Here is a 13930-nt window from a genome sequence, read left to right on the forward strand (position 1 = left end):
GATCAGCGCGGCGATCCGCTCTCGTCATAGAAGTCGCCGTGCTCGAACGTGGCGCCGGGCGACGCCTCCTGCCTCCCTTCGATCGCGAGGTCCCACACCGTGTCGATGCCGGCCTCGCCCGTCGCCATCTTCGATCGGGCATCGCCGGCCACCGGCGCGGAGAGCACTGCGATCGGCTGGTCACCCCGGCAGAGGAGAACCTCGTCGCCGCGACGCGCGAGCTCGATCAACTCTTCCAGCCGTTCGGCTGCCTCTTCGACGTCGACGAGAAGGCGCATCGCTCCCCTCACCAGATCCGTTCGAGCAAGACGGCGTCGAACGCGCCGTCCAAGGACAGGAAGCCGCAATGCTCGAGCCGCGCTTGGGCCGCCAGGATGCGATCCCACGGATCGCGGTGATCCCAGTCGAAAGACGCGGCGAGCTCGGCGTGGAGATCGGTGATGGGAAGCGTCTGCAGGCCGCTCTCGGCGACCGCGGCGCGCAGCTCTTGCGGGCGCAGATCGAGCTTGCCGAGCCGGACCTTGTTGTCGATCTCGTAGAACGAGACGGCGCTGACCAGCACGACGTTGGCCTTGTCGGCGATCAGCGACCGGGCCTTCGACGACAGGCGTTCGCTGCCGATGATCCACCAGTAGAGCGCATGAGTATCGAGCAGCAGCTTCATGTCGACGAGCCGCCGCGAGCGGGGCCACCCTGCCAGATGCCCAGATCGTCGTTGCCGTCGCCGGCGTCGATCGCCGCTTGTTCGGGATCGGGATGGTCGAAGAGATCGTCGGGCAGGCGGCGTGCCCGCAGGAGTCCGAAGGGACGCTTGCCCTCGGGGGTCGCCGGGCCGATGCGGGCATAGACCTCGTTGCCGCGCAGGATGACGATCTCCTCGCCCTGATTGGCGCGTTCGAGCACCTCGGCGAAGTTCTTGCGCGCCTCGCCGATCTTGTAGGTGGTCTGCGGCATCGGAGCCTCCGGGGGATGCTGAAAGGGAGGATAGCACCCGGTCGCAGACCTCACAATGCGCTTGTACATATCACCATCGATAAGAGGTACTTATCGATGGTGAGATCCACCCGCCGTCGCCTGTCCGAGTACCGGAAGCAAATAGCACCTTCACTTCCGTTAACCGATCGTTCACCATGTCTGCCAGCATGATGAGATCGCTCCCTACCCGCCTCGACGCCCTCCCCTGGCACCGTCTCGCGCCGGCGCTCGCCGCGGCCGAAGACGCACTCGCCCGTCTCGACGAGCGCATCGCGCGAAGCCCGATCCGCGACGGCTGGTGCGAACGGAATCGCTTCACCGAAGCCGCGTCGAGCCTCCTCCTCGACGGCACGCTCGTCCAGCTCGAGGATCTGGTTCTCCACGACGCCGGCCTCGACGCTCGCGCCCCCTCGCCCGAACTGACCCGGGCACACGCCCACCTGCGCCGCGCCCGTCGCCTGGCCACCCTCCCTCCCGGGGCAACTCTCGACGTCGCCGGTCTGCTCGCTCTCGTCGGCCGCGGCGCACCGAAGTCGGCCGGGGCGGAGCCCCCTCCCCTCGCCGACGGGGCTGAGAGCGAGGGCGACGACGCTTGGGCCACGACCCTGGGCGAGGTCGATGCCCTCCTCGCCCGCACCGACCGACTGCTCGCCCGTGCCACCCTCCCCTCCCCCGATGAGCCGACGGGATGGGTTCGGCCGGCGCGCCCCGACCGCGACGAGCGTCTCGCTCGGTGGGTCGTCGAGATCGAGGCGATCCGCGATTGGCCGGCGACACTCGCCGCCGCCCGCGCCCTCGTTGCCTGGGAGATCGCCGATCCGCTCCCGGAGGAAGACGGTCTCGGCCGGCTGCTCGTCGCCGACCTGCTGCGCGCCCGGGGCAAGGTGCGGTCGCATCTGGTGGACGTGGCATCGGGCCTCAGGGCAGTGGCGCCGGAACGGCGCCGTCACCGTGATCCGCTCGTCCGCCTGCAGGCGGTGCTCGACGGGATGGCGCTCGGCGCCACCCGTGCGCTCGAGGATCACGACCGCCGCCTGACGGCCCGCGACGCCCTGCTGCGCCGCATCGGCCCGCGACGCACGAGTTCACGTCTGCCGCAACTGGTCGAGTTGGTGATCGCCGCGCCGCTGGTCACCACCGAGACCATCGCCGACACCCTCGGCGTTACGCCGCGCGCCGCCTCCGGCATGGTTGCGGAGCTGGGCCTGCGCGAGATCACCGGACGCGGACGGTTCCGCGCCTGGGCAGTCGGGTGAGGATCATGCACGGCTCTTGACGAAGCGCCTCGTCGCGTCGGTCTTCTCGACCCACGGTGTGACCCAAGGCGAACACCCCATCACCTCGTAGGAGCGAACCACCTTCCGGGTTTCGAGCCAGGTCGCAGCCGCATTAAAGCGTCGAGGTGACCAGCCATAGCGTTCCGCGATCTCCGCCGACGCCGTCGGCATCTCCGGGTCGTTCATCAGGTCGGTGGCGAGGCGCAGTGCGTCCTGATCAGGCTTCCATTCTTTGAAGAATCCATCGAATGCCGCATAGAGTTCGCTCTTCGCCATGACGTTCCCAAAGCTCTCGGAGACGTGGTCGCGCAGCTCGTACAAGGCGTCCTCGATGTCCTCAGCGGAAACGCCGATGCTCGCTGCGAGATCGTCGACGTCCTGCTGAAAGTCGCCGAACTCGCCATTGGGGCTTCCTTCGACGAAGCTCTTCGCGACCGCTGTCGCGGTCGGCGAAAAGTCCGTCTTCGGCAAGGTGGCTGCCGACGGCGCCGGACCTAGCGCCGGCTTGCGAGTAACTTCGTGAATGTCGTTGACCAGGTCCCGCACGCTGCGCTCGAAATCCTCCCCGATCTCCGGCGACAACATACCCGACAACAGGGGTGGCAGATCGCGGGCCGGAAGCCCGGCGCGCAATGCGATGAACCGGGCCTCCCCCGCGATGCGGCGGACGAGACCGGCATCCATCTCCTGCTGGACCCATGGCTTCAGGAGAGCGCTCGGGGTCAGCAGCACGATGAAATGGCTGCAGCGCTCGAGACCCTCGTCGATCTTCTGGCGCAGACTGTCGCCGGCGCGGATCTCCCATTCTGCCCACCAGGCGTCGACGCCGCTCGCCGTCAGCTTCCGAGCGACCCGCTCGGCCAGATCCCGATCTTCGAATGAATAGCTGAGAAAGGCCCTCGGAGGGCCGACACGTTCCATCGGCATCAGTGTCGCCGCCTTTCGTTCGTCGTCACTCATTCGTGCAGCCACGCACTCCAGAAGTGCCTGCGACCCCTCGACGGAGAGACGCAGATCGTCGAGTTCGTCGCCGAGAACCCGGACCGTCGGAAACTCGCCCGTCTCCGGATGCCGAATGGCTGCGAAGCGATGATACATTTCGCTCTTCACAGCTTCGCAGGTTGCGCGCATGAGTTCGCGTTCGAAATCACCGGCTCGGAAGGGGCGCCCGTTGAACGTGATCGAAGATCCCATCCCATCGAGTCTCCGCGAAAAGAACATAAGACGAACATTCTTGATTGATAAACCTCGAACCACGGCTCGTCAACGGTTCGGTGGCAGCGGGATTTGCTGAGCTCGATCGGTCGCGCTCAAGGGTTTCGAATCTTCGCCAAACCCGCTGGTCCGTAACCTTTCGCCGGCCATCCACGACGGTGGGCAGAATGATTTTTGGCTACTTATATATGGTCATGCAGTTCCAATATGGACATATATATGTGGTTTTATGGAATTGAAATATTCACTTATATGTGTGACTGTACCCGGAACTCGGACATGCATGTATGAACAGAAATCAGACGACCCTTGCACGCAAGCAGCTCGATAAACGTCTCACTCCGCTGCGCGCGGCCAAACCCGCCTTGCCACCCCGCGGTTGGCTGCGCGCCATCCGTGAAGCCTTGGGCATGACCGCTCGCCAGCTCGCCGCGCGGATGAAGGTCGCTCCGTCGCGCATTTCCGCGATCGAGAAAGCCGAGGTTTCCGGAACCACCACGATCAAGACGCTGCGCGAGGCGGCAGCGGCGCTCGACTGCACCTTCGTCTACGCCTTCGTTCCCAACAAGCCGCTCGAAGAAATCTTGCGTGATCGAGCGGCGCAGAAGGCCGCTCTCGACGTCGCGCGGCTCGATCACACCATGCGCCTCGAAAACCAGGCGCTCTTGAAGTCGGACCTCGACGACGAACGGCGCCGCGTGGTCGACCTCATCTTGTCGGGCTCATTGCGCGGGCTCTGGGAGGACGACTGAACCATGCCCGACCCATTGTTCCAAGACGACGACGAAGCCAACACGCCTCTCACTCCGGAAGAGCGCGAGCAACTCATCCCCTCCTATATCACCCTGAGACACGAACTGAACGAAGCCGAGCAGGTGAACATCGGCCAAGCCCTACGCTGGGCGACGGCGCGCAAGCGTGACTTGCTCGACCCGGATCTTCTCAACGTTCTTCATGCACGTATGTTCGGCGATGTCTGGCGCTGGGCCGGGCAGTATCGGACGACGGCCCGCAACATCGGTGTCGACGCCTACCGGATCCCGACGGAGGTGCGGCAGGCCGCCGACGATGCTCGATACTGGGTCGAACACCAGACCTTTCCGCCCGACGAAATCGCCGTGCGCTTCAGCCATCGACTGGTCGCCATCCATCCTTTCCCGAACGGCAATGGACGCTTCTCCCGCCTCGTCGGCGATTTGCTCGCTCGCCAGCTCGGGCGGCCACCATTCAGTTGGGGGCGCGCCAACTTGGTCGACGCCGGAGAAACTCGCGCCCACTACGTCGAAGCCCTCCGAGCGGCCGACGCGTATGACATTCAGCCCCTCCTCCTCTTCGCCCGGTCCTGAGCGACAAACGCGACCCACCATCCCACAGCTCCTCCCCAACGGAGAAAACGTTTCCACCTTCGACTTTCGCATCATTGGGCAAATCGGATATCGAGCCTCCCCTCGATCGTGACCAGCCGGGTCTCGACGCACCCAGCTTCCGGAACTCAATGTCCCAGCCCTCCCCTACCCTTCGCCGCAAGATCACCGACTACTGCCGCATGCGCCTCGCGCCCCTCCTGCCTCCACGCGAGGTCGCTTGCCCGTCTCGTTCTGATCGACGACGAAGGCAGGCTTTCCGGCGTCCTTCGCCGCTGATGGCCAACGAGGCTTTCGACGACCCGGGAAGATGATCGGGCCCGCGCGCGGCGGTTTCTTGCGGACTATACCGCGGCCCGGCCCGAGCGGGTTAATGACACCGGGTGATATCGTGTTCTGATGGATAGGCCGAAATTTTTACCCGCCGCGCGGCCGGAGCCTCGTCGCTGTGCGAATGTCTTGGGCCATCGCGTTGCTCGCCTGAAGCCACTGGCGCATTTCCTGGAAGACCGGTCTGCTCCCCTCTGGGTCCTCCAGAGTCATAAGAACGGCAAACGGCACGCCTTCGGCAGGGAATTGGGCTTCAGCGCGAACGAGGCTTGTCACTTCCAGCCGCCATTGCGGTGACGTTCCATTCTCGTCGAACGTTGTTTCATACTGCTTGGCCGGCCACCATTTCAGACCATGGTCAATCAATGCCTTCTCGGGTATCGCAAGGCTGGTCGACTTCGGCAGGTAGCGGGCCGCAATTTGGTTGGTGAAGCGGACGCTGCCATCGGAGGCCGGCTCCGCCTGACGCTGCTTGAGCGAGGCTTCGAGATTGACGCGCACGAACTCGGCACCGAAGGCGGGATCGAGCGGGGGCGCATAGACGAGTGTGATCCTGGCACGGCCGAAGCAGCGCCCATCCGTCACAAGGCTCTGCGGCCATGTGAACGGAAACCGGAGGATGACCGGCTTCTTCTCGCCGATGCTGAGACGACTCTGGAACAGCAATGTAATCTGATGGTCGTCCGTTTCCATCATCGTGCTGACGGCCTGCGGTTTGCCAAAACCAACGAATTGACGGCCGATTTCCTTGAGCCCGCGCTTCGTCAGAGGTGCCGGCACTGCCGTATGGTGCAAGAGCATGGCCCGTAGTGCTTCGACCGACAGACCGCCCTCAGTCGCAGTATCAAGGCCGGCCAGTGTGCGCGCGACGAGCGGCGCAGCGAAACTGGTACCAACGACGTTCTGCTTTTCGCCCGTGAGTGACAACGACGAGAGTCCTGTCGGCTTTCCCGGGCCACTTCCTCCCGTGCCGCCATAGCACGCGACGTCCGGCTTCACGCCAACCTGGAGGCCGGGACCTCGCGTCGTATAGACGGTTGGGGCATCCGCAATCTGATCTGTATTCGGCGGATTGAGTGCCCCGACAGCAATCGACCTGACGCTCTCGGCAGGCTTGAAGATCGTATCGGGCGACGTACGCGACGCAAAATAGTTGATCACGTCGATCGGCCGCTTCTGCCATGGCGAGCGGGCCTGGGCGGGAGGCAGATTGCCAGCGGAATTGACGAAGATCACCCCATAGGTATCCGCAATCTGATCGAGCCGGGACGCATAGATACTGTACCGGTGCCGGTCGACGGGCGAGACCGCATTGATGGAGAGATTGAAGATTCTGACGCCGCGCTCAGTTTTCGCTTCGGCGACCGCCTGCTCGATCTCCTCCAGGAAATCGGAAAAGCCACGGCGATAGCGCGCCATGAAGGGCCCGCTCGGATAGAGCGGGATATCGTAGAGATGACAGCCATTCGCTTCCGGCGCGATGGCGTTGCCGTTGAGGGCTTGGCCGATGGTCAGTAGCCCGGCGACATTCGTCCCATGCACCGCATCATAATCACCTGGCGAAAGATAATCGAACCGGCCGGCGACCCAATCGTCGAGAACCGGCGCGACGCCGGAGTCGATGACACCCACGATCGGGTAGGTGGACTGGTTCTGAGGAGCGGGGATGGTGATCGGTCCTGTTGCGGCGACAGCACCGGACATTGAACGATCATCCGTCAGTTCGAGCAGAACAGGCGGAAGGATCGCGCGCACCAGAGGATGCTTCTGGAGCGCATTCAGGGCGGCTTCGTGCCGCTCGGGATTGCGATCCATGAAAGATAAGCTGATGTCATGGCCGGAATCGCTTCCCGCCACGCCGGTCCGATTGTCGATCAGGGCTTCGACCGGCTGCGTCGTCAACTGCACTTCCAGGACAGGGGTCCGCCCCAACTCGAAGGCGAGATAGCTGCGCGCACCCAACCCCAGCGACAGAAGCAACCGCTCAATCGATCGCCGCAAGGCGATGCGTCCGAGCGGATCATCGGCGATCACTCTTTCGGACGGCGTCTCGAAGAGCTCCACCTGATAACCGGAGACCACGCGGGGATCGTCGAAAGCGGCGAGGGCCACCGCTGTCGAGAAGGAGCGCTTCTGCTCCGCCGGTGCGATCTCGATCGTTTCGATTGCCCCCACCTCTGCACGTGCGATGGTCGGTGCCTTGTACGGCTCGTTGTCCACCCGCCGGTGTTTGATTTCGACTGATGCCTCGGCCTGCCCGATCCGCTGACGCAGCGCCTTCAAATAGATCAGAGGCGCCCGGAAATAGAGCGTTCCGACCGCGTCAGCTCCCACGCATGGGAACTGGTCGGACTTAAACAGCCACCAGACGGGCCGATAGGACTTCGCCAGCGCCTCGTTGCGCATTTGGACTTTGAGATAGGCGGCCGGACCGTAGGGGCTCTTGCGAATTTCGTCGATGATCCCGTCGATCGTGGCCAAGAGCGAATCCCGGTGTGCGACGAACGCTTTGTCGGCTCCATCGAAGAAGTCCTTGTTCCGCGGAGGCTGCCCGGGGTCGGGCGCCTGATGGAAGTCGCGGTCGTTCAGGATGATCTGGACGGGATTATTGGGCATGCGACGCCTCCAGGAGCTGCAAATGCCGCTTCGCCTTCTTCAGGTCGCTCACCCGGGACTGAACGTAGCCGGTCGCCTCACCGATTTCGGTTTGCTTGATCGAGAAGGTAGGGTCATTGGCGATCAGGCTCACGAACGCCTCCTGATCGGCGGCAAGAACCCGGGCGGGAACATGATCCTGCCGCGGCGTGCGGGCCAGGACCGCACTCAATGCACGGAATAATCCCGGACCGTCATGGGATTCGCTGCTGAGCGCCAACGTCCGCTTCGCGGCTGTGCAAATGCGCTCGATATCGGCTCCGGTGCGTCCGGCCAGACAATAGGAGAACACCCTCAACGTCGATATGGGCGCGTCGATCGGCTGCAGGAAGCGGGCGATCAGACTTTCCCGGGCGCTTTCGTCCGGCTCGCCCAACTGAAGATGCGTCTCGAAACGACGCCAGACGGCGGGGTCGAGGAGCCGGTCATGGTTCGTGATGGCGATCGTGATGCCGAAGCCGCGCCGTAGATCGAGATTCTGCAGCAGAGTGTTCACCACGCGCTTGATCTCGCCGATCTCCTGCGGGTCGTCCCGGAGCTTTGCCAATGCGTCAAACTCGTCCAGCAGCAGAACGCTGGCGTAGCGGTTGGCGAAGTCGAAGAGGTTCGCGATGTTGCGGGCGGTCGTTCCCAGGAATGACGATATCAGACCGTCGATACGTGCCGTGACCAGGGGCAGCCCCAGCCGTGCAGCGATGTAATGTGCAGTGAGCGTCTTGCCCGAACCGGGTGGCCCGTAAATCAGCAGCGAGCGCGTCGGCGCCACGCCGACCGCCTGCAGCGCGGCCTCGCTAGTCCATTCCTGCAGCAATCCCTCCACCGACTGCGAAACACCAGCCGGATAGACGGGGGCCCGCCCGTTCCGGCCCGGAAACTCGATCGAGCACAGCCGGGCGCCGGTTTCCCGGTCGATCGGCGGGTTGATGCCCGGCTCAAGATATTCACCGGCGATCTGGCTGCGCGACATCTCGACCCGGCTGGGAGCCAGATCCTGCGTATCGCGCGCAGCCGCACGCAATCGCTCCAGAGTGGCAGCCTCTTTCGTGTTGCCCGCCTTCTCGAGGCGTTCGCGAAGGCGGAGCACCTGCGCGTCCAGAGCCTCGCGGTCTCCGGCTAGGCCGGCCCGAATGATGCTCTGAATGACTGCAAAGTGCTCCATATCGGCTAATTCCCTATTGATATCGACTTTTTTCGATGATGATCGATAGTAAGGCGATTTGTCAAGACGTGTACTTGCCAAATATCGTCTCAATCTCGAATCGTATCGCCTCAAGGCACATCGGAATCGCGCCGGCGCCGCGCCGAAAGCGGAAGCCGGCATCACGGCCTCGGCCTGCCGCACGGTTGGCCGACTGGATCGCACCGATCTGTCCACCGATCTCGCTCGTTGCAAGCGCCGTCTGGCTGTTCGTGCACGGCCGAGACGATCGTGCGATGGCTCACCCAACACCATCCAGAATACCGAAGCGAGTTCGAAGCAATGGCCGGCACAGAGAGCTTCACCGACGGAAAACTCGCCGCCAAGTAACGCTTCAGAAAGCGGATCTGGAATCGGTAAGAGGTACTTATCGGATGTTCTGTACCTTTATAGAGAAGGGTGCCGTTTTCACCGCCTGCAGCCCGGAAAATGGCGCTCGGCAGACGTCAGCTGGGCGTCAGGCGCCGCCGCGAGTGTGTAGATTCCGGTGATCCCGGCCCCGGTCAGGCGCGCCATTGCTGAGAAAGACCCAAATGGCCTTCGATGCCGACGCTTTGCATCCGATGCGCTTCCTGCGCCAGTTCCCCGAGGCGAAGGCGGTCATCCGCCGAGAGGTCAACCACTGCCATAACGGGCTGATGAGCGGCGAGGCCTTCCGGCGCGTCGCGAATGCCGGCATGACCGCCTACAATCAGGCGCTAGACAAGCTCCCTTTCGAGAAGCGGCCGGCGACAACCGACGTGGCCGTCGCGGCGATTAGCACGGCCGCGCACATCGTCGCGTTCGCGGCTGGCGGCCGCAATTCGATCTTGCTCCCGGCAGAGATCGTCGCGCTTCTGGGGCGAACCGAACTCGGCGATATCCGACTCGCCGACATGTGCCTGCCGTTCCGCTGCTTCTATCTCGGCTTCGCCGGCGGGCTGGAGGTCGGTCTTCCCGGCGCGCCGAACGTCATCGATGGCGCCTATGTCGAGAGCTTTACGCGCGGTCCCGAAGAAACCTCCGCGCCCAACTTGTCCTTCTACATCACCAGCCGACGAACCGACGGACCACATCGCGGTCCTGCCGCATGGATCCTCGGCCACGAACCGCACTTCTTTGCCCCTTTGACGCTCAACTCACCGGACGACACGTTGCAGGACGCGCTGGATCGGGCGATCTCGGCCAATGATGTCGGTCTGCGCCCAGATCCCGACGCCCTGGCGCGTCTTCGGCAGGGGGTGGAGGAGGCTCGCAACGACGGCTTTCCCGTAGGCCTGCCGGCACTCTCGGGCTACGAGCGCGATGCGCTCTACAATCAGGCGGCCTATCCCACCGCCCGCAATGTGCTCGCCCTGCTCTGTAACGCGTTGTGCCTGCTGTCGACCGAACCCGCACTCGGCGCGCCGGAATGGCCGAAGCAGGCGCCGGCCTCGCTCGTCAATGTGGTGGAAAATGCCACGACACTGAAGCGTCGACGGACTGCCACAGGCCGTCTCGCCGAAGATGGCTATTTCTCCGTCCGCCGACTCGACTTCCGTGTCGGCATGTCTGAAAGCCGCGCCGACGAGGCTGCCGATCCGAACCTGTCGGGACGCGAAGTCGCCGCGCATTGGCGACGCGGCCACTGGCGACGCCAGCCGCATGGTCCGGGTCTCACCGAACGCCGCTTGATCTGGATCCGCCCGATCCTGGTGCGTCAGGACCGTGGCGAGCCGGCCGTTGGTCACCTCTACGCGGTGACGGAGCAAGACCGATGAACGCTGACGAGAGCCAGCACACAGCCATCACGGTGAGCGCGCGCCCTGACGAACACCCCTCCCCTGCCCTGCCCACCCACCTCGAACGCCTCGATGATCGCGCCCGCGGCTATGCCGAGGCGACCAGTTCCGCCAACACCCGCCGCGCCTATGCTTCCGACTAGAAGCACTTCGCCGGCTGGTGTCTCCGTAGGATCTGGACGCCTTCGTTCCCGACCCGCAGATAGTCGGCCTCCACATCACTGCCTGTGCCTCCGGCGAAGGCGGCCGCAGCCCCGACAGAGTGTCGACCATCGAACAGCGGCCGTCGGCGCCCTCCTGGACCTTCGCCCAACACGGCACGGTCCTCGCCCACAAGGACAGTCCCATCGCCACCGAGCTCGCTCGCCGGTATCCGCAACACCCAGACCGCACCGCCGCGGCAGAAGGAAGCCATTCTGCCCGAGGATCTGATCGCCATACTGGAGGTGCTCGACCGCGGCTCGGTGCGGGGCCTGCGCGACCAGGCGATGCTGCTTGTCGGTTTCGCCGGCGGTCTCCGTTGCTCGGAGATCGTCGGCCTCGACCTCGTTCGAGATCAGACCCAGGACGGTCGCGGCTGGGTCGAGATCCTCGATAAGGGGCTGGTGGTGACGCTGTGCGGCAAGACCGGATGGCGTGAGGTCGAGATCGGCCGCGGCTCGTCGGACGCCACCTGCCCGGTCGTCACGCTCGAGACCTGGCTGAAGTTCGCCCGGCTAGTCCACGGGCCGATCTTCCGCCGTGTCACCGGATCGGGAAAGACCATCGACCCCGGCCGGCTCAACGACCGCGAGGTCGCACGCTTGGTCACGCGCATGGCGCTCGCCACCGGGGTGCGAGGTGATCTGACGGCAGGATAACGTCGCGAGGCCTTCGCCAACTATTTGCTGCGCGCTGGCCTCGCCTCCTCGGTCAAGGTCGACGAGCGCTTCGTCCAGAAGCAACTCGGCCACGCCTCGGCGAAGATGACGCGGCGCTATCAGCGTCGGCGCGACCGGTTCCGGGTCAACCTCACCAAGGCCGCAGGGCTGTAGAAGGATGCCGATCCGACATGTGGCGGGAATCGAGCCGGCGTTGCGTTCGGCTCGACGCCGACGAGAAGAACTGGGAACAATTTCACGGTCATGGCCAACCGAAAGTTCGAGACAGTTCCGCCCGATCTGGCGGCTCGCCCAGAACCTGCATATCATCGAGCAGAAATCGAGGGCTGTGCCGGACGTTTCAGTATGACCGAGGAACCGATCAATACCAGAAGCCATGACAAAGCTAGATCGCCCACCCCGATACGGCTGGGTCAGCTCTTCGAATGCTACGAAATCGGGATCGGTCCCTACGCCGAAGACGCAGAAGGGCACCTTCGTCATGTCGATGACGTGCCGTCCGGACTTGCCTGCAAATGCAAGTGCCCCGGATGTGAGCGGGACGTCGTTGCTAAGAAGGGAATGCGAGCGCATCACTTCGCGCACCGGGCACAAAGCAATGGCCAGACCTGCACATCGCCCGGCGAAACTGCTCTGCACAAATTCGCAAAACAAGTTTTAGACCAATACCTTGAGATCACCCTGCCTGCCCTGATCGAACGGCAGGACGATGACACCGAGACCGTGATCGATACCGGCCGCTGGCTGTTTGACAGTGCCGAGCTCGAAAAGCGGGAAGGAGAAATCATTCCGGACGTCGTCCTCCATCTGGAAAAGCGCCGCCTCATAATCGAGTTCATGGTCACGCATTCATGTGATGAAAGAAAGATCGCCCGTATACGCGAATTAGATGTGGGAGCAATCGAGATCGATCTGTCGTCCTACCGAAATCATACACTCGACGACATCATCGAACCGATATTGCACGAGGCTCCCAGAGCTTGGCTGCACAACCCGAAAGCGCAGAGCGCCAGAGATCGGCTTCTCGCGAGAGCAGAGCGGCGAGCCGCAGAACGAAGGGACTTCATCTCGAGAACAGGCAAAGCCTATCGGCATCGGCTGCCGTCGAAGGCTCCAGGAATCGGCGCATGGGAAAAAGCGGCCCGTCTCGACGGCCTCGGAGAGCTCATCAACCTGCCTGTCAATGGAACCGGCTGTTTTTCGGCCCCTGTCGCCGAATGGCAGGCCGCAATCCTTCTGACACTCGTGAAGGATTCGCCGGAGCCGTTCAGAACCCGCACCGGTCTGGAAACCCTCAGATCGCAAAATTGGCTCGATCTACAATTCGACGCCCTGCAAGATGATCTCGTCGATGAAATCAAGAAGGTAGCCGAGACATTCGACACCCCTCTCAATGCCGTGGCCAATTATTTGAATAAACTGTCGAGTAGCGGATACGTTCATTCTGCCCGAGCCGAAATTTGGAATCCCGCTCATGCGCTGCTCACAAAAGTCGAAGAAGCACGTGAACTGCGGCAACGCCCATTACGAAGGCGCGACGAGGCCAGACTCATCGTCGATGAGATACTTCGAGACCTTCCTTCAGGCGAGGCCATCTCTTTCGACTTCGGGCAGTGGTGGTTGCGTAAACTGCCGAACCACCCCTACTCGCCGCAAGCAGCGGCTGAATTCGTCGACGATCATTGGAAGTCATTCAAGAACAGCCTGTCGAAGGTACAAACGAATATACGGTTTCATGCTCACGAGAGCACCGACCTCATGGGGCTCCCTCTTGTACTAATGCTCAGGGACGCATTGGATCGAAAGCAGAAGGAGGTCGAGGATCGAGAACGCGCGGAACAGGCGAGGCAGGAGGAAGCTCGCGCCAAACGGATCTCCAGCCTTCGAAGCAGAGCCATCGACGAGCTTGGATTGGCAGCCACCAACTGGCTGACGACACCGAACCCGCAGCTCGATGGTAGAACGCCGTTGGATGCGGCGTCCGATGAAGACGGTCGCAATCGGGCCGGCCGCGCACTGGGCGGGCGCGTGCGCGAACTCGAAGCCGAGGAGCACGCACGGAAGATCAGGGACAAGGCCCTTCAGACACTACGAAACGCTGCTCGGGAGAAATATTACGGGGAAAATCTTGCGATACTTTGGCTGACGACCAGCCGAACAGAGTTGGGAGGGAAATCGCCCGAGGAATATACGATCGATGACGCAACCTGCCGAAAATGCATGGCATATTTGCCGAGCAAGAAATCGAAACGTTGATCCCTCGAAGACCAACCGA

General features: G+C 63.1%; 11 protein-coding genes and 1 pseudogene. 6 read left to right on the plus strand and 6 right to left on the minus strand.

The window, feature by feature from the left end; all coding sequences use genetic code 11:
- Positions 1-2 precede the first annotated feature (2 nt).
- From V7Q42_RS10210 to V7Q42_RS10220, 3 genes are read right to left on the minus strand one after another with little or no spacing between them, the layout of a single operon-like run.
- Entirely contained in the window at positions 3-278 is a 276-nt protein-coding gene (locus V7Q42_RS10210; protein ID WP_333823934.1) for a prevent-host-death family protein, read from the minus strand.
- An 8-nt stretch (positions 279-286) separates the two neighbouring features.
- Positions 287-664, minus strand: coding sequence for a type II toxin-antitoxin system VapC family toxin (locus V7Q42_RS10215; protein ID WP_333823935.1), 378 nt, complete (start codon positions 662-664; stop codon positions 287-289).
- Positions 661-954 carry a type II toxin-antitoxin system Phd/YefM family antitoxin gene (locus tag V7Q42_RS10220; protein ID WP_333823936.1) on the minus strand — a complete coding sequence of 98 codons (294 nt, stop codon included), beginning with the start codon at positions 952-954 and terminating at the stop codon, positions 661-663. Before V7Q42_RS10220 ends, V7Q42_RS10215 begins: the two co-directional genes overlap by 4 nt.
- Positions 955-1130: 176 nt before the next feature.
- On the opposite strand from V7Q42_RS10220, the gene V7Q42_RS10225 reads away from it, so the two are divergent.
- Positions 1131-2231, plus strand: coding sequence for an RHE_PE00001 family protein (locus V7Q42_RS10225; RefSeq protein ID WP_333823937.1), 1101 nt, complete (start codon positions 1131-1133; stop codon positions 2229-2231).
- Positions 2232-2234: 3 nt separating this feature from the next.
- Here V7Q42_RS10225 and V7Q42_RS10230 read toward each other — a convergent pair whose 3' ends face one another.
- Positions 2235-3446 (minus strand): TIR domain-containing protein, encoded by a 1212-nt coding sequence (locus tag V7Q42_RS10230; protein ID WP_333823938.1) that lies wholly within the window; start codon positions 3444-3446, stop codon positions 2235-2237.
- A gap of 308 nt (positions 3447-3754) precedes the next feature.
- Here V7Q42_RS10230 and V7Q42_RS10235 point away from each other — a divergent pair, with 308 nt between their 5' ends.
- Positions 3755-4219: a mobile mystery protein A gene (locus V7Q42_RS10235; protein WP_333823939.1), complete on the plus strand. Its 465-nt coding sequence runs from the start codon at positions 3755-3757 to the stop codon at positions 4217-4219.
- 3 nt (positions 4220-4222) lie between these two features.
- A complete protein-coding gene (locus tag V7Q42_RS10240; protein WP_333823940.1) occupies positions 4223-4813 on the plus strand; it encodes a mobile mystery protein B in 591 nt (196 codons plus the stop codon).
- Positions 4814-5248: 435 nt separating this feature from the next.
- Here the strand turns inward: V7Q42_RS10240 and V7Q42_RS10245 are convergent, their stop codons facing one another.
- Together V7Q42_RS10245 and V7Q42_RS10250 are read right to left on the minus strand one after the other, a co-directional pair.
- Positions 5249-7777, minus strand: coding sequence for a S8 family peptidase (locus V7Q42_RS10245; protein ID WP_333823941.1), 2529 nt, complete (start codon positions 7775-7777; stop codon positions 5249-5251).
- Positions 7767-8975: an AAA family ATPase gene (locus tag V7Q42_RS10250; protein ID WP_333823942.1), complete on the minus strand. Its 1209-nt coding sequence runs from the start codon at positions 8973-8975 to the stop codon at positions 7767-7769. The genes V7Q42_RS10245 and V7Q42_RS10250 overlap by 11 nt, the downstream gene beginning before the upstream one ends.
- 572 nt (positions 8976-9547) lie before the next feature.
- Between V7Q42_RS10250 and V7Q42_RS10255 the strand changes: the two genes are divergently transcribed.
- From V7Q42_RS10255 to V7Q42_RS10265, 3 genes and pseudogenes are all read left to right on the plus strand, one after another.
- Entirely contained in the window at positions 9548-10753 is a 1206-nt protein-coding gene (locus tag V7Q42_RS10255) for a hypothetical protein (RefSeq protein WP_333823943.1), read from the plus strand.
- A pseudogene (locus V7Q42_RS10260) lies at positions 10750-11808 on the plus strand (tyrosine-type recombinase/integrase). Before V7Q42_RS10255 ends, V7Q42_RS10260 begins: the two are co-directional and overlap by 4 nt.
- Positions 11809-11898: 90 nt before the next feature.
- Positions 11899-13911 (plus strand): MbcA/ParS/Xre antitoxin family protein, encoded by a 2013-nt coding sequence (locus tag V7Q42_RS10265; RefSeq protein WP_333823944.1) that lies wholly within the window; start codon positions 11899-11901, stop codon positions 13909-13911.
- Positions 13912-13930 lie beyond the last annotated feature (19 nt).

This window comes from Pinisolibacter sp., from assembly GCF_036782435.1.
Taxonomy (GTDB): domain Bacteria; phylum Pseudomonadota; class Alphaproteobacteria; order Rhizobiales; family Ancalomicrobiaceae; genus CALBKH01.